The following is a 19,964-nucleotide window of genomic DNA, read 5'->3' on the forward strand; positions in this document are numbered from 1 at the left end:
TCAGCGCACCACCAGGCTCGCGAGAGGGGGTTCTTCGAGTCGTACCGAGGCGGCGTGCTCCCCGAGCAGAAAGCCGCGCAGGGTGTAGGGAGCCGGGCAGGGCGCGGCCGGAAGCTCCCGTTCCAGGCTGCCGTGCCGGGCCAGCTCCGGTCCGGGGATCCGCACGAGGGTCGTCCCGTCCGACGCGTCACGCGGCCGGAGGGTGCCGCCGCGCGCGACGCACACGAACTCCGGGACCTCCGGCAGTACGCCGGCCGCGGCCAGCGTGACCCGCAGCAGTGTGTGCCCCCGGCCGCGGAACCGCCCTGTCACCCGCACCAGTTGATAGGCGACGGACGCGTCCGGCGGCAGTACCGCCTCGGCCGCGTCGGGCGTCACGACGACGGCACCGGGCACCCGGGGCAGGGCCGTCGCCCGCACCCGGACGGCATCCGGCCCGACCGGCAGCCGCAGCCCGCCGCGCCGGTAGGCGTGCACGGTGACGGTGCGCTCCCCGCCGTCCCCGGACCGCAGGGGCTCCCAGCCGACCAGGAGGTGCGTGGCGTCCCCGGGCCAGTCCAGGGAGACCTGCGCCAGCCCGTCGGGCAGCCGGTGCGCCACGAGCCCGGGCACGGGGCGCACGGCCTCCACGTCGACCGTCGGTCCTGCCACTGCCCGGGCACCGCGTACGGCGACGGCGGCGACCTCCGTGCAGCTGCCGGGCGGCGGGCGCCGGGCGTCGCCCTCCCCGGGCCAGTCCAGCGGGGCCGGCAGCGCGTCCGTGCGCAGCCGGGTGCCCGGCGCCGGAGCCCCGCCCGGCCACACCACCAGCCGGACCTCCGCCTCGTCGGCCCCGGTCCAGGCGAACCGTACGGAGCCGTCGTCGGCCCGCGCGCTCAGGGTGTCCACGGGTGCGGGCCAGGGGTGCACCGTGGCGGTCGCCCGTATGCCGGGGGAGGACACACGGCGGCCGTCGGGTGCCCGGTAGTGGCACACGATCCGGAAGGCGTGGCCGCCGGACGGCAGCCCGGTGGCGGTGAACCCGCCTTCGCCGGAGTCGAGTTCGGCGGTCGTTCCGTCGGGCGCGGTGTGCTCGACCGTGACGGCGACGGCGGCCGCCGGGCGCTGCCAGGTGCCGTCGATCCGGTCCGGGCCGTCGGTCAGCACCAGGCGCTCCACCTCCGGGGCGACGAGCAGCCGCCGCGACACCAGCGGCGGGCCGTCCGGCCGCCCGTCCCGCATCGGCAGGGCCGCGTACCGGACGGTGGAGCCCGGCGCGGCGCCCGGGTCGCGGACGGTGCCCGCCGGGGTCGTACCGGCACCGAGGACACTGCGGACGACAGGCTTGCCGCGCCCGTCGCGCAGCAGCCGCAGCAGCCGCCACTCGCCCGGTGTCCCCCGCCGGTCCTTCCAGCTCAACTCGACCTGGTAATCGGCCAGTTCGGCGACGAGGCGGGGGCGGCGGCCATGCACGCGGACCAGGGCGGACAAGGCACGCCGGTCGTCGGTGGCCTCGCGCAGTGCCCGCAGGTACGCGGCGCTCGCCTCGCGGTGGTCACCGCGGTCCTCGGCCCGCCGCCCGCACCGCACCGCGTCCTCGACCCCGCGCAGCCGCCCGGTCACCTCCGTCCGCAGGGCCGCGAGCGCCGGGTCGCCGCCGTCGGCGGGGAGCCGGCCGAGCAGGTCCCGCAGCCGGTGCAGCCGCCGCTGCTCGCGGGCCTCGGCCAGGGACTCGGCGGCGTCCCGCTGCCGCCGGTCGAGCACGGGCCGCAGCCGGGCCGCCGCCACCAGACCCGCCACTTCGTCGGCGTGCACCCCCGCATCGCGGGCCGACTGCGCGCGCCGGGCTTCCGGGTGCTCCTGCAGCAGGCATATCAACTGATAGAGGACGACACGGCGTACGGCCTGCGGATCGGCGCGGTGCAGCGCTGCCAGCCGTGCGGCGAGCGGCGCGGCGGCCGGACCCGACGACGCGGCCAGATCGTCCAGCAGCGCCGCGTCCACCCGGCGCCGGCCGCGCGGCCCCGCCGAGACGTACAGCCCGTCCAGGACCCGTAACCCCTCGGGCCCGGCCCGCAGCACCTCGCCGAGATGGCGTAAGCCGGCCGCGTGCTGGGCGGCGGCGAGGGTGCCGTATCCGGGCACGAGGGGGCTCAGCGGCAGTCCCGACAGGGCTCTGGGCAGCCCCAGATGATGCCCGAACTCGTGACCGGTCACGCGAACCGCTCTCCCCCGATAGTGCTCCCGCACCCATCCCAGCAGATCCGGACGTGGCCAGGAAGGGTTTTCGGGGAAACCGGGCAGGTCGGAGCCTGCCGGGGCGGGACGGCCGCGGTCAGGCGCCGAGCGCCGTCAGAGCGGGTGCACGGGCCTCGTCGTAGCGTTCGAGCAGCACCCGGGCCACCTCCGGCGCCGGTCCCAGCACGCCGGCCAGCACGTCCGCCTCGGCCGCGCCGCGCGCGATCCGGTCCGGCAGGAAGCCGGGAGCGAGGACGTACGGCGCGACGGCCACCCGCTCACAGCCGAGGGCACGCAGCTCGCGCACCACGTCCTCGGTGCGCGGGAACCCCGCGGGAGAACCGGCGGAGGCGAACGCAGGCCGCACGGCGCACCAACCGGTGTGCCGCCACTCCCGCGCGATTCCTGCGATCACTGCGATCGCCTCCGGGTCGGAGGACCCCGCCGAGGCCAGCACGACCCCGGTCGAGGACTTGTCGGCGGGCGTCAGACCCGCCTCGTGCAGCCGCCGTTCCAGCGCGGACAGCAGCAGCGGTGACGGGCCGAGCACCTCCGCCTGCCGGATCCGCAGCCGTGCCGGCGCCTCGCGCAGCACGGCGGGGATGTCGGCCTTGGCGTGGAAGGCCCGGGTCAGCAGCAGCGGCAGGGCGACGACGTCCCGCACGCCCTCCGCCGCCAGGGAATCCAGCACCCCCTTCACCGAGGGGACGTTGAAGTCGAGGAAGCCGGTCTCCACGCGCAGCCCGGGCCGCAGCGACCGCACCCGCTCCACGAGGGCGTGCACGGCCTGGGCGTGCCGCGGGTCACGGCTGCCGTGGGCGACGACGAGGAGAACGGGCTTCGTGTGCATGGGAATCAGCTCTTCACCAGCAGGCCGCGGCTGCGCAGCACCCACCGCTCCAGCGGGCTGAAGATCAGCAGGTCGATGGCGATACCGACGAACAGGATCAGCAGGATGGCCTCGAAGACCATGGCCATGTCGCTGGCCGTGCGGGCGTTCTCCAGCAGTTGACCGAGGCCCGTCCCGAGGTCGGGGAAGTTCGCGATGATCTCCGCGGCCATCAGGGAGCGCCAGGAGAAGGCCCAGCCCTGCTTCATACCGGCCACATAGCCGGGCAGAGCCGCCGGCAGGGTGATGTGCCAGGTGCCCTTCAGGCCGGTCGCGCCGAGCGTGCGGCCCGCACGCAGGAACAGCGGGGGCACCTGGTCCACGCCGGACACCAGGCCGTTGGCGATCGACGGCACGGCGCCCAGCAGGATCACGGCGTACATCATCGAGTTGTCCAGGCCGAACCAGACCACCGCGGGCGGCACCCACGCCACCGACGGCAGCGACTGCAGACCGGACAGGATCGGCCCGATGGCCGCGCGCACGAACCGCACCCGCGCCACCAGCAGGCCCAGCGGGGTGCCGATCAGCAGCGCGAAGCAGAAGCCGAGCAGACCGCGCGAGACGCTGGTCCAGATGTAGTCGAGCAGCTTGCCCTGCAGCCAGTCCTCGCGGACGGCGTGCCAGACCGCGGCCGGGGTGGGCAGCTTGGTCGGGTCGTCGACGATCTTCAGACTGATCAGGCCCTGCCACACCACCAGCACCACGACGATCGCGGTGACCGGCGGCACGACCTTGTCGACGAGGGTCTTGCCCAGCGGCTTACGGCCCGACTGCGCGGTCTCCAGCGCGTCGAGGCCCGCCTCCACGCTCCCCGCCGTCTCGCGGGCGGTCGTCTCAGTGCTGGCCATGACGGCGGATCTCCCCACGCAGTACTTCGGTGATCTCGAGGGACAACTCCGCCACGGGCGCGTCCTCGATACGGCGCGGCTGCGGAATCTCCACCTCCCACTGGCGGGCCACCCGGCCCGGACGGGAGGAGAGCAGGACGACACGCTGGGCGAGCCGCACCGCCTCGCGCACGTTGTGCGTCACGAACAGCACCGACAGCCCGGTCTCGGCCCAGATGCGGGTCAGTTCGTCGTGCAGCACGTCCCGGGTGATGGCGTCCAGCGCCGCGAAGGGCTCGTCCATCAGCAGCAGGCTGCTCTCCTGGGCGAGGGCGCGGGCCATCGCCACGCGCTGGCGCATCCCGCCCGACAGCTCGTGGACGCGCTTGCCGTGCGCGCCCTTCAGCCGGACGAGTTCGAGCAGCTCCTCGGCCTTGTCGCGCCGCTCGGGCTTGGCGACCCCCCGGAGCTTCAGGGCGAGTTCGATGTTCTTTCCCGCGGTCAGCCACGGGAAGAGGGCGTGCTCCTGGAACATCAGGGCGGGGCGGCCGTCGGTGCTGATGGAGCCGGCGGAGGGCCGGTCCAGGCCCGCCACCAGGTTGAGCAGGGTCGACTTGCCGCACCCCGAGGCCCCCAGGAGGGTGACGAACTCGCCGGGCGCGACATCGAGGCTGATGTCGTCCAGGACGAGCTGCTGCCCGCCCGGTGTCGGATACGACTTCGAGACGTGCTCGAGGCGTGCGGCGTACTCGACCGACGCAGCGGCCTTGGCAAGGGTCGTCGTGGCCATGGTCGTCACCTCCTGGGAACTCATCGGGCTGTGCGTCAGCTGGTGCCGAGACCGGCGGCGTCGACCGGGCTCGCGCCCTCGGCCTTGAGAACCTTGTTGAGGAGCGTCAGGTCGTAGATCCCCTTGAGGTCCGGCTTGTCCAGCAGACCGGCCTTGACCGCGTGTGCGGCCTCGGTGCCGAGGGTGGCGGCCAGCGGGTCGTCAGTGAACTGGATGGAACTCCAGGCCGGGTCGAGTACGTCCGCCGGGAGCGCCTTGCCGGAGTCCGTAGCCAGCTGCTTGTTCGCCGCGGCCTTCGCCTGGTCCGGGTTGGCGTTGATCCACTTGTTGGTCTCGACCGCTGCCTTCAGGACCGCCTCGACGGCCTTCGGGTGCTCCTTGAGGAAGGCCTGCCGCACGATGATGTTCGTGATCACGAACTTCTTGTCCGGCCACAGCGTGGACTCGTCCAGCAGCACCTTGCCGCCCTCGGCGACCAGCTTGGACGCGGTCGGCTCGGGCACCCAGGCGCCGTCGATCGAGCCGGCCTTGAAGGCGTCCGGTGTCACCTTGTTGTCGCTGCGGACGACCGTGACGTCACCCTTGCCGCTCTGCGGGTCGACCTTGTAGCCCTGCTCGGCGGCCCAGTTGAGGAACGCCACGTCCTGCGTGTTGCCCAGCTGGGGGGTCGCGATCCTCTTGCCCTTGACGTCCTTCAGGGACGTGATCTTCTTCGGGTTCACGACCAGCTTGACACCGCCGGACGCCGAACCGCCGATGATCTTCAGGCTCTTGCCGTCGGACTTGGTGTATCCGTTGATCGCCGGGGACGGGCCGATCCAGCCGATGTCGATGGAGCCGGAGTTGAGGGCCTCGATCTCGGACGGGCCCGCGTTGAAGATCGCCGGCTTGACCGTGGTGGCGCCCAGCTGCTTCTGGAAGAAGCCCTTCTGGATGCCGACCAGCGCGGTGGCATGGGTGAGGTTACCGAAGTAACCGATCTTGACGGAGTCGAGGCCGTCGGTCTTCTCGGCCCCGGCGGCGACCTTGGTGGTGCCGTCGTTCTTGGCCTCGGACCCGTAGCCGCAGGCGGCCAGGGCGAGAAGGGGGAGTGCGGCGATCGCGGCTGTCCCGCGACGGAAGAGCTTCGAGCGGTTGGCAGGCACGGGAGGTGTTCCTCTCGTTGGCCCGGCGGTCACGGTCTCTCAGGTCGTGGCCGGGAGTTCGGCAAAGGGTCTTCGTCGCTTCCGGGACGTCGGGTGGGGGGACAGGGCGCGCAAGCGGTGCGCGTACGTCATCGCACACATCGCGCCACTCCACCCTGCCCGCTTCCGAGGGCGCCGCTGCCGACGCGGCCGCCCTCTTTAGCGAACGTCGAGTAGAAATCGGTCGGGTTCATAGGTCAGAAGTTCCAGCTGTCGTCGTCCGGGCCGTCCATGACCGGCTCGGGAGCGGCGAACGACTCGCCGACCATGCCCGCGGTGAGCGTGGTGCCGTCATCGGGGTCGATCAGGATGAACGAGCCCGTGCGCCGCGAATCGGCGTAGGAGTCGACCGGCAGCGGCTCGGCGGTACGGACCTTCACCCGGCCGATGTCGTTGGCGACGAGCTGCCCCGGGTGCGGGTGCAGCGACAGGTCGTCCAGCGTCAGCCGGGACGGGATGTCCTTGACGATCGCCTTGACCGTGCGGGTGCCGTGCTTGAGCAGTACCCGGTGCCCGACGGTCAGCGGCTGGTCGGCGACGTGGCACACGGTCGCCTCCACGTCCTGCGTGGTGGCCGGCGCGTCCTTCGTCGGCACGATCAGGTCGCCGCGCGAGACGTCGATGTCGTCCTCGAGCAGCACGGTCACCGACTGCGCCGTCCACGCCACGTCGACCGGCACGCCCAGCAGGTCGATCCCGGAGATCTTCGTGGTCCGCCCGGACGGCAGGACGGTGACCTGCTCGCCGACCCGGAAGGTACCGGCCGCGATCTGACCCGCGTAGCCGCGGTAGTCGGGGTGCTCGGCGGTCTGCGGTCGGATCACGTACTGCACGGGCAGCCGGGCGTGGCAGTGCGCCAGGTCGTGGCTGACGGGCACGGTCTCCAGGTGTTCCAGAACGGTCGGGCCGCCGTACCAGTCCATGTTCGCGGACGGCTCCACCACGTTGTCCCCGGCCAGCGCCGAGATCGGGATCGCGGTGACCTCGGGGACGCCCAGCTCGGTCGCGTACGCCGTGAACTCCTCGGCGATCGCGGCGAACGCCGTCTCCTCGTACCCGACCAGGTCCATCTTGTTGACGGCGAGGACGACGTGCGGGACCCGCAGCAGGGCGGCGATGGCCGCGTGCCGCCGGGTCTGCTCGACCACACCGTTGCGGGCGTCGACGAGGATCACCGTCAGCTCGGCCGTGGAGGCGCCGGTGACCATGTTGCGGGTGTACTGCACATGGCCGGGGGTGTCGGCGAGGATGAACCGGCGGCGCGGGGTCGCGAAGTAGCGGTACGCCACGTCGATGGTGATGCCCTGTTCGCGCTCGGCCCGCAGGCCGTCGGTGAGCAGGGCGAGGTCCGGCGCGTCCTGGCCGCGGCTCGCGGAGGCCCGCTCGACGGCCTCCAGCTGGTCGGTGAGGACCGACTTGGAGTCGTGCAGCAGGCGCCCGACGAGGGTGGACTTGCCGTCGTCGACGGACCCGGCGGTGGCGAACCGCAGCAGGGTGGTGGCCGAGAGCGACTCGGTCGTGATCGTGCTCATGGCTAGAAGTACCCCTCGCGCTTGCGGTCTTCCATCGCGGCCTCGGAGAGCTTGTCGTCGGCGCGGGTCGCGCCGCGCTCGGTGAGGCGGGAGGCGGCGATCTCGGCGATCACGGCGTCCAGTGTGCTCGCGTCGGAGTCGACGGCACCCGTGCAGGACATGTCACCGACGGTCCGGTACCGCACGAGCCGCTTCTCCACGGTCTCGCCGTCCTTCGGACCGCCCCACTCGCCGGCGGTCAGCCACATGCCGCCGCGGGCGAACACCTCGCGCTCGTGCGCGAAGTAGATCTGGGGCAGCTCGATGCCCTCGCGGGCGATGTACTGCCACACGTCCAGCTCGGTCCAGTTGGACAGCGGGAAGACCCGGACGTGCTCACCGGGAGCGTGCCGGCCGTTGTACAGGTTCCACAGCTCCGGCCGCTGCCGGCGCGGGTCCCACTGAGAGAACTCGTCGCGCAGCGAGAACACCCGCTCCTTGGCGCGGGCCTTCTCCTCGTCCCGGCGGCCGCCGCCGAACACCGCGTCGAACTTCTCGCTCTGGATCTTCTCCGTCAGCGGAAGCGTCTGCAGCGGATTACGGGTGCCGTCGGGGCGCTCCTTGAGCACACCGCGGTCGATGTAGTCCTGCACGGAGGCCACGTGGAGGCGCAGCCCGTGCCTCTCCACCGTGCGGTCCCGGTAGTCGAGGACCTCCGGGAAGTTGTGGCCGGTGTCCACGTGCAGCAGCGAGAACGGCACCGGTGCCGGCGCGAACGCCTTCAGGGCCAGGTGCAGCATGAGGATGGAGTCCTTGCCGCCGGAGAACAGGATCACCGGCCGCTCGAACTCACCCGCCACCTCGCGGAAGATGTGCACGGCCTCGGACTCGAGGGCGTCCAGGTGCGAGAGGGCGTACGGGCTGTCCGTACCCTCGTCACCGGTCGCGGTCTTGGCGACGGTCGTCATGCCAGTCCCTTCTCGCTCAGCAGCGCGTACACGGACGCGGCGGACTCCTGAACCGTCTGGTCCTGCGACTCGATCCGCAGATCCGGCGTCTCGGGCTCCTCGTACGGGTCGTCGACCCCGGTGAGCCCGGTCAGCTCGCCCGCGGCCTGCTTGGCGTACAGCCCCTTCACATCGCGCACGCTGCACACCTCGACCGGGGTCGCCACATGGATCTCCAGGTACGGCGTCCCGTTCTCCTCGTGCCGCTTGCGGACCGCGTCCCGGCTGTCCGCGTACGGCGCGATCACCGGCACCAGCGCCTTGACGCCGTTGCGGGCGAGCAGCTCGGCGACGAAGCCGATGCGCTGCACGTTGGTGTGCCGGTCCTCACGGGAGAAGCCGAGGCCCGCCGAGATGAACTCGCGGATCTCGTCGCCGTCGAGCACCTCGACCCGGTGGCCCTCGGCGCGCAGCCGGCCGGCCAGCTCATGCGCGATGGTGGTCTTGCCGGCGCTCGGCAGACCCGTGAGCCAGACGGTGGCTCCGGTCGTCACGTCGTTCTCCTGGGAAGTCTGAGAGTCGGTCATCCGTGCAGCCCGCACTCGGTCTTGGCACGGCCCGCCCAGCGGCCGGCGCGTGCGTCCTCGCCCTCCAGCACCCTGCGGGTGCACGGGGCGCAGCCGACGGAGGTGTAGCCGTCCATCAGCAGCGGGTTGGTGAGGACGCCGTGTTCGGTGACGTACGCGTCCACGTCGTCCTGCGTCCAGCGGGCGATCGGCGAGATCTTGACCTTCTGCCGCTTCTCGTCCCAGCCGACCACCGGGGTGTTCGCCCGGGTCGGGGACTCGTCGCGGCGCAGGCCCGTCGCCCACGCCTGGTACCCCTTCAGGCCCTCTTCCAGCGGCTGCACCTTGCGCAGCTTGCAGCACAGGTCGGGGTCGCGGTCGTGCAGTTTCGGACCGTACTGCGCGTCCTGTTCGGCGACCGTCCGCCGCGGCGTGAGGGTGATGACGTTCACGTCCATCACGGCCTCGACGGCGTCCCGGGTGCCGATGGTCTCCGGGAAGTGGTAGCCGGTGTCGAGGAAGACCACGTCCACCCCCTTGAGCACCCGGGAGGCGAGATGGGCGACCACGGCGTCCTCCATGGAGGAGGTGACGCAGAAGGCCGTGCCGAAGGTGTCCACCGCCCACTGGAGGATCTCCAGCGCGGAGGCGTCCTCCAGCTCACGGCCCGCCTGCTCGGCGAGTGCCTTCAACTCCTCGGCCGTGCGGCCTTGCTGAGCCGTCGTCATATTCGCTCGTCCCCTCCGTGGTCGGCTCGCTGCAGCCCCCGGGCGAGCAGCCCGAGGAACTTCAGCTGGAATGCGCGGTTGCACGCCCCGCATTCCCAGGCGCCGTGGCCCTGCTCGTGCGGACGCAGGTCCTCGTCGCCGCAGTAGGGGCAGTGGAAGGGGGCGGCACGCTCGCTCACGAGAGGGCCTCCTCGGAAGCACGGGCCGCCCAGGCGGCGAACCGCTCGCCGTCCTCGCGCTCGGCCTGGAAACGCTTCAGCACCCGCTCGACGTAGTCGGGCAGTTCGTCCGCGGTGACCTTCAGACCGCGCACCTTGCGGCCGAAGCCCGCTTCCAGGCCCAGGGCGCCGCCGAGGTGCACCTGGTAGCCCTCGACCTGCCTGCCCTGGTCGTCGAGGACCAGCTGGCCCTTGAGACCGATGTCCGCGACCTGGATACGGGCGCAGGCGTTCGGGCAGCCGTTGAGGTTGATGGTGATCGGCTCGTCGAAGTCCGGCAGCCGGCGCTCGAGTTCGTCGATCAGCGTCGAGCCGCGCTGCTTGGTCTCCACGATCGCGAGCTTGCAGAACTCGATGCCGGTGCAGGCCATGGTGCCGCGCCGGAAGCTGGACGGCCGGGCGCTGAGGTCCAGCGCCTCCAGGCCCTCGACCAGCGAGTCCACCTGGTCCTCCGCGACATCGAGGACGATCATCTTCTGCTCGACGGTGGTACGGACCCGGCCCGAGCCGTGCGCCTCGGCGAGGTCGGCGACCTTCGTCAGCGTGGCGCCGTCGACCCGGCCGACACGCGGCGCGAAGCCGACGTAGTAACGGCCGTCCTTCTGCCGGTGCACACCGATGTGGTCGCGCCACTGCTGCACGGGCTGCTCGGGGGCCGGCCCGTCGACCAGCTCGCGCTTGAGGTACTCGTCCTGGAGCACCTGACGGAACTTCTCCGCGCCCCAGTCGGCGACGAGGAACTTCAGCCGGGCGCGGTTGCGCAGCCGGCGGTAGCCGTAGTCACGGAAGATCGAGATGACGCCCTCGTAGACGTCCGGGACCTCGTCGATCGGCACCCAGGCGCCCAGCCGCACACCGAGCTTGGGGTTGGTGGACAGCCCGCCGCCGACCCACACGTCGAAGCCCGGGCCGTGCTCGGGGTGCCGGACACCGACGAACGCCACGTCGTTGATCTCGTGCACGACGTCCAGCACCGGCGAACCCGAGATGGCCGTCTTGAACTTGCGGGGGAGGTTCGAGTACGCCTTGTTGTTCAGGACGCGGCGCTTCATCTCCTCCAGCGCCGGAGTGCCGTCGATGATCTCGTCCTCGGCGATGCCCGCGACCGGCGAGCCGATCATCACACGCGGGGTGTCACCGCAGGCGGTGACCGTGGACAGGCCGACGCCCTCCAGCCGGTCCCAGATCTCGGGCACGTCCTCGATCCGGATCCAGTGGTACTGGACGTTCTGCCGGTCGGTGATGTCCGCGGTGCCGCGCGCGAACTCCTGCGAGATCTCACCGATCACCCGCAGCTGCCGCGTCGTCAGCGCACCGCCGTCGATGCGCACCCGCAGCATGAAGTAGCGGTCGTCCAGCTCCTCCGGCTCCAGGACCGCGGTCTTGCCGCCGTCGATCCCCGGCTTGCGCTGGGTGTACAGCCCCCACCAACGCATCCGGCCGCGCAGGTCGCTGGGGTCGATCGAGTCGAATCCCCGCTTGGAGTAGATCGTCTCAATGCGTGTCCGCACATTGAGACCGTCGTCGTCCTTCTTGACCTGCTCGTTGCCATTGAGCGGGGTGAAGTGGCCTACGGCCCACTGACCCTCACCGCGGTGACGGCTCACCCTGCGGCGGGGCGCGGAGGCGGCTGGGTTCTGCGGGGTGGCGGCCATGGTTCTACGTCCTTCGGGACAGGCGGAAAGATGCTCTGACCTGCGCGTCCGTGCGCATGCGGGCATGCGTGCGCGTCCTTGCGCAAGCAGGGATCGGGTACGGGCTTCTCGGCGGTGCTGGGAGGCTCAGCTCGCCGGACAGATGGCGCTGGACATGCGGCCGAGGTCGACGTGCCGCCGACTCACCAAGGCAACTCCAGTTCCGGACATGACGGAAGCGTGTCATGGCGATCTGGACACAGTCCAGCTTCGTCCATCATGCGGACATCGATGTCCCGGAATGTGGGACAAGGGTGTTGTCGCTCACATGCGCCGCCGGGAGGGTTGTCCCGGCACGTCCAACGGGGTATCAGGCGGCGGACACGGCAGGGTCAGGCGGGGAACGCCCCGGGCCAGGGGCCCGGCGACGGCACCTCCGGCTCCAGTTCCACCTTGGTGTCGAACAGGGTGAAGCCACGCCGCAGGTAGTTGTCCATGGCGAACTCGCCGTCCTTGCTGCAGGTGTGCAGCCACACCCGCTTGGTCGGCGTCCGCTCCGGCCACCGCTCGGCCAGGTCCCAGGCGCGGGCCGCACCGTACGCGAGCAGATGGCCGCCGATGCGCCGGCCCCGGAAGGCCGGGATCAGCCCGAAGTAGACGATCTCGACCACGCCCTCGTCCTGCGGGTCCAGCTCGACATAGCCGGCCGGGGTGCCCCGGTCGTAGGCCACCCAGGTCTCCACGCCGGGCCGCTCCAGGTGTTCCTGCCACTGCGCGTACGTCCAGCGGAGCCGGTCGGTCCAGAGGATGTCACCGCCGACCGAGGCGTACAGGAAGCGGCTGAACTCGGGCGAGGGCACCTCGGCGCGGACGATCCGGACGTCTCCCCCGGGAGCCGCGGCGGGCAGGAGATCGGCCGGGGAGGTCTGCTGGAGCGACCAGGTGGTGACGGGAACGCTGCTCATGCGGGCCAGGGAATCATCCCGTCGGCCGGTCTGTCGATCGACCGGATCACGCCGGTGACGGGGTGGGCGGGGGCGGGTCGGCCGGCGGCCGGGCGTGCCCCGGCACGGGAACGCCGGGCGTGACACCCGCGGTCATGATGGCAGCCGGTCGGGCGGACTCACTCCACGGACCGGTCGAGGTCGGCCAGGGGCAGGGCGAACAGCATCCGGTCCGACAGGGACCACACCTCGCCCGTCGCCTGCCAGTACGACATGGACCCGGCCGCCACGGCCCAGCAGTGGGCGGAGCCGTCCGCGCCGCAGTGGGCGGCCTTCGCCCCCCGGACGTCCTGACGCCACAGTCCACCGTGACCGTCCTGCGAGCCGGGCAGGTGTCCCACATACCAGGACGGTTCCGCCGCCCCGGCCGGCCGGTACGACAGCACACCCCGGATCCCGGTGGCCCGGGTGCGGTAGGCCTCCACCGCGTCCACCCGCCCCGCGCCGTCCGTGGCGAGCAGCCCGCCGCGCGTGGGCTCCGTGGCGAACGCGTACCGCCACAGCCGCGCCTGCCGGTCGCTGTCCGCAGCGGTCCACTCCGCGGCGACCAGGCTGTCGGGCGCGGTGCCGCGGTCCAGGGCGAGCGCCCCCGGGCACGGCGGCCCGGAGGCGGAACAGTGACCGGAGGAGAAACGGTACGAGCCGACCGCGGGCATCACGTAGCCGTAACCGTCGGCGGACCAGCCCCCGGGCACCCGGCCGATCGCGGGACCGTCGACCGTGGCGCGCTGGATGCGGTCGAGGTCGTAGACGTAGAGGGCGTCGGCGCTGCCGGTCCTGGTGGTGACGAGCAGTTTGTTCTGGTGCCAGACCATGCCGGCGACATCGGACGTCAGTCCACGGTAGTCACGGCCGCCCCGGACCGGTACGACCAGCAGCACCCAGCGGTAGGAGAGGCGGGCGGGGTCGTCGGCGTCCACGACGGCGACCCGGGCCAGCCCCCGCTCCGCGGCGCGGCCGGTGGTGGTGCTGTGCGTCCAGCCGGCGAGGACGACCCGGTGGGTGCCCCAGACGCCGTCGCCGCCGGCGTCCCCGGACGTGGTGACCGAGGCGGGACGCCAGGCGTCCCCGGACGCGTCGGCCGGATCCCAGCAGTAGGCACGGGTCGCGGCCGGGGCGACGGGCAGGGACGCGTGGTCGGCGGAGGAGCAGCCGGTGCCCTCGCGCATCACACGGTCGGTGCTGCCCAGCACGGCGTCCACGCCGACCGGCCGCCCCATCCCGGCGGAGAGCCGGTCGAGGGTGCGGGCGGGGACCAGGTGCTCCTGCAGCCGGAGCCGGCCGGTGTCCGCGGCGGAGGACAGCGGCTTGAGGGCGCCGGGATGCCCCGCGACGCCGGCCTGGGACGTGCTGATCAGCGTGGCCGCGGCGGTGAGTGCCAGCGCGGTCCCGGTCAGGACCGCGCGCAGAGCGGCGCCCCGCCTGCGCCTGCGGTGTCTGCCACGATGCTTCATGTCTCCTCCCGGGGGCCGGCCAACTGCGCCTGGTGATCCGTACATTGACGCGAGGAACAGGTGGGGAGGCCCGTAGGGGATGCTACGGCAGTAACGGGCCGCGCAGGGCGAAGACCCCGCAAATATGCGCAGGACGCACGACTCAGGACGTGGACCGGCCGCCGCGCGCGGCCGTCCGTCTGCGGGTCACCGCCGGTGCCGTCGACGCAGGCAGCAGGTCACGGGGGTCGTCGGGGAGCAGCATCTCGACCTCCGCCTCCTCGCTGAAACGATACGGTCGGTGGTGCAGAACATCTCCGAGATACCGTCGGATCCGGGACATCTCCGCCCGTACGGTCACCGTGCGTGAGGGGTCGTCGAACAGATCCTCGGCCAGGGCCGCCGCCCCCCGCCCGGCCCGGTGCTCGGCGAGCAGGAACAGCAACTCGGCGTGCCGGGGGCTGAGTTCCCGGGACCAGGAGCCCGCCGACGTCGAGACCGTCAGCGCACACCGGCCCGCCCGGGCGAGGTCCAGCACGATCCGGGTGCGGGCGGCGGACGCCTGCGGCTCCTCGGACGCCCGCAGCAACCAGCCACCGGCCAGCGGCTCCACCCCGCACGAGCCGAGCGCGGCCAACCACCGGCGGCCCGGCCGCAGCGACTTGGGCAGCATGACCCGCCGCACGTACGGCATCCCCGTCACCGCCGCCGCCCAGCCGTCCCGGTCCACCACCAGCGCCCGCCCGCCCAACCGGGCCAGCACGGGCGCCGCCACCGCCCGCAACCGCTCCAGCGAGGCCAGGTGCCGCTCCCGCAGCCGCGCCTCGGCCAGCTTCGCCACCGAGTCCACCCAGGCGAGCGTCGCCGGATGCATCGTCTCCAGCGGTCCGCTCACGTCCACGACACCGAGCAGCCGGCCGTCCCTGGGATCGGTGATCGGAGCGCCCGTGCACGTCCAGGAGGTCTGCGAGCGGACGAAGTGCTCACCGGCGAAGACCTGCACCGGCCGCCGTACGACCGCCGGGGTGCCCACCCCGTTGGTGCCGACGACGTCTTCCCGCCAGTCCGCGCCGAGTTCGAAGCCGAGGCCGTCGGCCTTGCGCAGCACCGGAGGAGCACCCTCCCGCCACAGCACACGCCCGTCCGCGTCCGCGACCACCATGATGTGCTGGGACACGTCCGCGACCGAAAGCAGACCCTCTCGCAGCACCGGCAGGACATGCCTCAGCGGTGACTCCTCGCGTCGGCGCCGTACCTCGTCGGAGGGCAACAGGCCCGACCTGAAGTCCCGTTCGGGATCGACGCCGCTGCGCAGCATCCGTCCCCAGGACTGCTCGATCACCGGCCGCGGCGCGATCCGCGTACGCTGACCGGCCAGCGCGGCCTCGCGCACCTCGCTCAGCACCCGCGCCGCCTGCGCCGCGTCCACGGCGGCCAGACGCGCCACGTTCATCGGCGGGTTCACCACTGGGGCCCTCCCGGAAAAAGATGTCGAACACAGTTGTCAAGCCGTCCGGGCGGCGGTTTCCGGTCCGACTGTGCCTCTCATACTGCCGTTCCGGGCAGGCCGGAGGCACACACTCCGCGCATGTGCACCCACAAGTTGCAACCCCCTGCAACCCTGGTGGACCGTCCGAAGGTGGCTGAGACTGGACCTCGACGCGTTGCGCGTCCGCGGCGCGTCCGCGGGCTCAACGGGCCCATGGGGTGGGGGTGGTGCCGTGTCGGCGCAGCACCACCCCCTCCGGGCGTCCAACACCCGGGCGGAGCGGGGCGGCCCGCGCGTCAGGCGCCCGGCTGCGCCCGTTCCACGATCGCCTTCAGGTCCAGCCCCGCCGGCAGCGTGCCGAAGGACGCCCCGTGATCGCCGCCCAGCCGCGAGGCGCAGAAGGCGTCGGCGACCTCCGCGGGCGCGTGCCGCACCAGCAGCGAGCCCTGCAGCACCAGCGCGAGCCGCTCCACCAGACGCCGGGCCCGGCCCTCGACGCCCTCCAGATCGGCGAGCTCGGTGAACAGATCCTTCACCGCCCGGTCCAGGCGGTGGTCGGCGCCGTGCGCCTGCCCGATCTCGGCGAGGCACGCGTCCAGCGCGCCCGGCTCCCGCTGCAGCGCCCTGAGCACGTCCAGCGCCTGGACATTGCCGGCGCCCTCCCAGACGGAGTTCAGCGGCGACTCCCGCACCAGCCGGGGCAGCCCGGACTCCTCGACGTACCCGTTGCCGCCCAGGCACTCGGCCGCCTCGACGGCCACGGGCGCACAGCGCTTGGTGATCCAGTACTTGGCGGCCGGCACCGCCAGCCGCAGGAAGGCACGCTCCCGCTCACCGTCGGCGTCGCAGGCCGCGGCCAGCCGCAGCGCGAGAGCGGTCGCCGCCTCCGACTCCAGCGCCAGGTCGGCGAGGACGTTGCGCATCAGCGGCTTGTCGACCAGCCTGCCACCGAACGCCTCCCGGTACGTGCAGTGGTGGACGGCCTGCGCCACCGCCTGCCGCATCAGCCCTGCCGAGCCCAGCGCGCAGTCCAGCCGGGTCGCCGCGACCATCCCGATGATGGTCCGCACCCCCCGCCCCTCCTCGCCGACCCGGCGCGCCCAGGTCCCGTCGAACTCGACCTCGGCGGAGGCGTTGGAGCGGTTGCCCAGCTTGTCCTTCAGCCGCTGGATGCGGAAGACGTTGCGGCTGCCGTCCGCCAGCACACGCGGCACCAGGAAGCAGGTGAGCCCCTCCCGGGCCTGCGCGAGCACCAGGAAGGCGTCCGACATGGGCGCCGAGCAGAACCACTTGTGCCCGGTCAGCGCGTACGTGCCGTCCTCGGCGAGCGGCCGGGCCTCGGTGGTGTTGGCGCGGACGTCGCTGCCGCCCTGCTTCTCGGTCATGCCCATGCCGAAGATCGCACCGGGCTTCTCCCCGGCGGGCCGCAGCTCCCGTTCGTAGACCGTCGACGTCAGCCGCGGTTCCCACTCGTCGGCCAGCTCCGGATCCGCGCGCAGCGCGGGCACGGCCGCGTGCGTCATCGACAGCGGACAGCAGTTGCCCGCCTCGACCTGGGTCCACAGCAGGAACCCGGCCGCCCGGCGCACATGCCCCGACGGCCGGGTCCAGGCACCGGTCAGCCCCGCCGAGACGCCCTTGCCGAGCAGCCGGTGCCAGGCAGGATGGAAGTCGACCTCGTCGATCCGGTGGCCGTACCGGTCGTGGGTGCGCAGCCGGGGCGGGTGCTCGTTCGCCTGCGCGCCCCACTCCTGCACCTGCGCCGAACCACAGGCCCGGCCCAGCGCGGACAGCTCCGCGCGCACCTCGTCCAGCACGTCCGGACCGGTGTACCGCTCCACGGCCTCGACCAGGGCCCGGTCGGTGGTGAAGACGTCGTGGGCGACCAGCGGTGGCGGCTGATTCGTCACGGTGTGGGTGGGGGTGCCTGCCATGACTGCGAACCTACCCCGGACGGCGGCGGTGATGGCCTCCAGAGTGACACAGCACCGCACGCGCGCGTACCCGACCCGGCCACCTCTTGTGCATGATCCGGTCGAGCTGCCCCGGAAGGTGAGGCGGGTCGGGTGCTGCGGATACCTTTGGGTCGTGCAGCCAGCAAGTGAACCCCCCGAGCGGCCCGCCGGCCGCCTCCACCGGGCCAGAGCCCTCTACCGGAACGTCTCCAAGCGCAGGACCGCCTGGCTGTTGCTCAAGGACACCGTCAACTCCTGCATGGAGTACCGCATCCTGGGCCTGGCGGCCGAGGCGGCGTTCTTCACGCTGCTGTCCGTGCCGCCGCTGCTGCTCTGCCTCATCGGGCTGCTCGCCTACGTCGACACCTGGACCGGCGCCCACACCATCCGGAGCCTGGAGACCAACATCCTCGACGCCTCGCGGACGGTCCTGTCCGACAAGGGCGTCAAGGAGATCACCGAGCCGATCCTGCACGACGTGATGAAGGGCGGCAGGCCCGACGTCATCTCCATCGGCTTCGTCTTCGCCCTGTGGTCCGGGTCCCGCGCGGTGAACGTCTTCATCGACACCATCACCGTCATGTACGGCCTCGACGGCGTCCGGGGCATCGTCAAGACGCGGATGATGTCCTTCCTGCTGTTCATCGTGGCGCTGCTGATCGGTTCGGTGGCGCTGCCGCTGATGGTGGCGGGACCGGACGCGGTGGTCCGGGTGGTGCCCTGGTCCGAGACGGTCGTCCAGGTCCTGTACTGGCCGGTCGTCATCGTCCTGTGCGTCGCCTTCCTGACCACGCTGTACCACGTGTCCGTGCCGGTCCGCTCACCCTGGATCGAGGACGTCCCCGGCGCCCTCGTCGCCCTCGCCATGTGGGTCCTCGGCAGCTTCCTGCTCCGGATCTACCTCGTGCACACCATCGAGGGCGCCACGATCTACGGCTCCCTCGCCGCCTCCGTCGCCGTGCTGCTGTGGATCGGGGTGGCCGCCTTCGCCGTCCTCGTGGGCGCGGCGGTCAACGCGGCCATCGACCGGGTCTGGCCCGCCGCCGCCACGGCCGCCGCCCGCGAGGCCAACGAACGGATCCGCGAGGCCCAGGTCGTCGAGTACGTCACCCGCGCGGCGGCGGCCCGCGAGTCCGACCCCGACGACCCCGACATGCCCTCCGAGTTCCCGGAGCGCTGGTCCCGCTTCCTGCCCCCCGAGGACGTGACGGCCCGCCTGCGCACGCACGCGAAGAGCGCCCACCCCGCGCACAAGCCGCACGCCCGGCACCCGCACGAGTCCGGCAGGGACGGGGAGACTGGGCACCCTGAGGGCTGACGCGGGCTGACGCCGGGCTGACGCCGGGCTTCTCCACCCCCGGGTGTGCCGCCGAGGTGGAGACCGCCGATCGATGTCTCCACCTGGGTTCCACCCCGCTCTCCACCCGTGCTCCGATCCGCCGCAAACGGCTCCGCGCCTAGCGTTTTCCCAGGCCGGCGCTGCCCGGCACGGCTCGGGCACGGGACAGGAGGCGAAGGCGGTGACGGACGCGGCTGACGTGACGGGACAGGGCCGACGGCGGGGCCGGGGCGGGGGCCGAGGCCCGGACCGAGGGCGGGGTTCGACGAGAACGGCGGCCTGGGCGGGCGCAGCGGTGCGGGCGACCGGTGCTGCGTGTGCGGCGGGTGCGGCGGGTGCGGCGCGGGCCACGGGGACGGTGGCAGCGGCGCGGGAGGCCGGGGCGGAAGGTGCGGCACGGGTGGCCGCACGCGCCGTGGAGTCCGGAGCCGCCGCCGGGTCCGGAGCCGTTGCCGGGAGTCGCGGTGCGGTCCGCGGTCCGCTCCTCGGGCTCGCCGTCGACATCGTCCTCCCGCTCGTCGTCTACTACGCCGCCCGGGCTCTCGGCGCCGGCCAGGCACCGGCGCTGCTGCTGAGCGGCGCACCACCGGCCCTGCGGCTGCTCTCCGGCGCGGTACGGCGGCGCGGGATCGACGGCGTCGACCTGTTCTTCACGCTGCTGCTCGCCGCGGCCGCCCTGGCATCCCTCGTCGGCGGCGGCACCCGGCTGCTCCTCCTCAAGGACGCGGCGCTGTCCCTCACGGTCGGCGGCTGGGTGTCCGGCACCGGCTTCACCCGCAGGCCGCTGGCCTTCCAGCTGGGCCGGCGCCTGCACCGGGGTGATGCGGCCCGGGCCCGGGCCAGGCTCTGGCAGGAGTCCGCCGAGTTCCGCCGGGGCCTGCGCGTCCTCACCTTCGTCTGGGGCGCGGAGCAACTGCTCGACAGCGGCCTCGGTGCGCTCGCCGCCGCCACCCTGCCCCCGGACACGGTGCCGCTGCTCGGCCGGGGCCTGTCCCTGCTCCTGCTCCTCCTGGCCGCCGCGGTCACCGCCGGCTACGCCCGCCGCTTCCGCACCCGTCACGGCCTCCCGCTGTTCGGCGCCCCAGCCCCCGCCCCTGCCTCTCCCTCCGGACCGGCGACGGCGACGGCGACGGTGACGGCGATGGTGACGGCGATGGTGACGGCGCGAGCGGACAACGAACGGCCCGCCCCGGAGAGCTCTCGTGTCCCGGCCCGGCGCCCGAGCTGACC

The 19,964-nt window shown here is 72.6% G+C and carries 18 protein-coding genes; 2 read left to right on the forward strand and 16 right to left on the reverse strand.

All coding sequences use genetic code 11. The features are described from left to right. The 16 genes from ACIHEJ_RS08700 to ACIHEJ_RS08775 all read right to left on the reverse strand — a co-directional run bounded on the left by ACIHEJ_RS08700 (position 1) and on the right by ACIHEJ_RS08775 (position 17,374). Positions 1 to 2,196 (reverse strand): hypothetical protein, encoded by a 2,196-nt coding sequence (locus ACIHEJ_RS08700; protein ID WP_400133312.1) that lies wholly within the window; start codon positions 2,194 to 2,196, stop codon positions 1 to 3. Positions 2,197 to 2,314: 118 nt separating this feature from the next. Continuing rightward, entirely contained in the window at positions 2,315 to 3,067 is a 753-nt protein-coding gene (locus tag ACIHEJ_RS08705) for a sirohydrochlorin chelatase (RefSeq protein WP_400133314.1), read from the reverse strand. A gap of 5 nt (positions 3,068 to 3,072) precedes the next feature. Beyond that, the gene (locus ACIHEJ_RS08710) at positions 3,073 to 3,957 is read right to left on the reverse strand and encodes an ABC transporter permease (RefSeq protein WP_400133315.1); all 885 of its coding nucleotides are present in this window, start codon (positions 3,955 to 3,957) and stop codon (positions 3,073 to 3,075) included. Beyond that, on the reverse strand, positions 3,944 to 4,750 hold the full coding sequence (locus tag ACIHEJ_RS08715) for an ABC transporter ATP-binding protein (RefSeq protein ID WP_400133317.1): 807 nt from the start codon (positions 4,748 to 4,750) through the stop codon (positions 3,944 to 3,946). The genes ACIHEJ_RS08710 and ACIHEJ_RS08715 overlap by 14 nt, the downstream gene beginning before the upstream one ends. A gap of 11 nt (positions 4,751 to 4,761) precedes the next feature. After that, complete coding sequence (locus ACIHEJ_RS08720) at positions 4,762 to 5,871, reverse strand: aliphatic sulfonate ABC transporter substrate-binding protein (RefSeq protein WP_400133319.1); 1,110 nt, start codon at positions 5,869 to 5,871, stop codon at positions 4,762 to 4,764. A gap of 236 nt (positions 5,872 to 6,107) precedes the next feature. Then, positions 6,108 to 7,442, reverse strand: coding sequence for a sulfate adenylyltransferase subunit 1 (locus tag ACIHEJ_RS08725; protein ID WP_400133321.1), 1,335 nt, complete (start codon positions 7,440 to 7,442; stop codon positions 6,108 to 6,110). A gap of 2 nt (positions 7,443 to 7,444) precedes the next feature. Further along, positions 7,445 to 8,389 carry a sulfate adenylyltransferase subunit CysD gene (cysD, locus tag ACIHEJ_RS08730; RefSeq protein WP_400133322.1) on the reverse strand — a complete coding sequence of 315 codons (945 nt, stop codon included), beginning with the start codon at positions 8,387 to 8,389 and terminating at the stop codon, positions 7,445 to 7,447. Further along, positions 8,386 to 8,922, reverse strand: coding sequence for an adenylyl-sulfate kinase (cysC, locus tag ACIHEJ_RS08735; RefSeq protein ID WP_400133324.1), 537 nt, complete (start codon positions 8,920 to 8,922; stop codon positions 8,386 to 8,388). Before cysC ends, cysD begins: the two co-directional genes overlap by 4 nt. A 29-nt stretch (positions 8,923 to 8,951) precedes the next feature. Next, on the reverse strand, positions 8,952 to 9,662 hold the full coding sequence (locus tag ACIHEJ_RS08740) for a phosphoadenylyl-sulfate reductase (RefSeq protein WP_400133326.1): 711 nt from the start codon (positions 9,660 to 9,662) through the stop codon (positions 8,952 to 8,954). Continuing rightward, entirely contained in the window at positions 9,659 to 9,841 is a 183-nt protein-coding gene (locus ACIHEJ_RS08745) for a hypothetical protein (RefSeq protein ID WP_400133327.1), read from the reverse strand. The genes ACIHEJ_RS08740 and ACIHEJ_RS08745 overlap by 4 nt, the downstream gene beginning before the upstream one ends. Further along, positions 9,838 to 11,535 (reverse strand): nitrite/sulfite reductase, encoded by a 1,698-nt coding sequence (locus ACIHEJ_RS08750; protein ID WP_400133328.1) that lies wholly within the window; start codon positions 11,533 to 11,535, stop codon positions 9,838 to 9,840. Before ACIHEJ_RS08750 ends, ACIHEJ_RS08745 begins: the two co-directional genes overlap by 4 nt. A gap of 126 nt (positions 11,536 to 11,661) precedes the next feature. Next, entirely contained in the window at positions 11,662 to 11,745 is an 84-nt protein-coding gene (locus ACIHEJ_RS08755) for a putative leader peptide (RefSeq protein ID WP_345942706.1), read from the reverse strand. 161 nt (positions 11,746 to 11,906) lie between these two features. Continuing rightward, the gene (locus ACIHEJ_RS08760) at positions 11,907 to 12,479 is read right to left on the reverse strand and encodes a GNAT family N-acetyltransferase (protein ID WP_400133330.1); all 573 of its coding nucleotides are present in this window, start codon (positions 12,477 to 12,479) and stop codon (positions 11,907 to 11,909) included. Between the two features lie 158 nt (positions 12,480 to 12,637). Next, positions 12,638 to 13,972 (reverse strand): hypothetical protein, encoded by a 1,335-nt coding sequence (locus tag ACIHEJ_RS08765; RefSeq protein WP_400133332.1) that lies wholly within the window; start codon positions 13,970 to 13,972, stop codon positions 12,638 to 12,640. Positions 13,973 to 14,114: 142 nt separating this feature from the next. Continuing rightward, positions 14,115 to 15,404, reverse strand: coding sequence for a GAF domain-containing protein (locus ACIHEJ_RS08770; RefSeq protein WP_400133334.1), 1,290 nt, complete (start codon positions 15,402 to 15,404; stop codon positions 14,115 to 14,117). 332 nt (positions 15,405 to 15,736) lie between these two features. Further along, positions 15,737 to 17,374 (reverse strand): acyl-CoA dehydrogenase family protein, encoded by a 1,638-nt coding sequence (locus ACIHEJ_RS08775; RefSeq protein WP_400133336.1) that lies wholly within the window; start codon positions 17,372 to 17,374, stop codon positions 15,737 to 15,739. 154 nt (positions 17,375 to 17,528) lie between these two features. On the opposite strand from ACIHEJ_RS08775, the gene ACIHEJ_RS08780 reads away from it, so the two are divergent. Both ACIHEJ_RS08780 and ACIHEJ_RS08785 read left to right on the forward strand, forming a co-directional pair. Continuing rightward, positions 17,529 to 18,713, forward strand: coding sequence for a YihY/virulence factor BrkB family protein (locus ACIHEJ_RS08780; RefSeq protein WP_400133337.1), 1,185 nt, complete (start codon positions 17,529 to 17,531; stop codon positions 18,711 to 18,713). A gap of 421 nt (positions 18,714 to 19,134) precedes the next feature. Beyond that, positions 19,135 to 19,962: a VC0807 family protein gene (locus ACIHEJ_RS08785; RefSeq protein ID WP_400133338.1), complete on the forward strand. Its 828-nt coding sequence runs from the start codon at positions 19,135 to 19,137 to the stop codon at positions 19,960 to 19,962. Positions 19,963 to 19,964: the final 2 nt, after the last annotated feature.

The organism is Streptomyces sp. NPDC052301, assembly GCF_044593395.1.
Classification (GTDB): domain Bacteria; phylum Actinomycetota; class Actinomycetes; order Streptomycetales; family Streptomycetaceae; genus Streptomyces.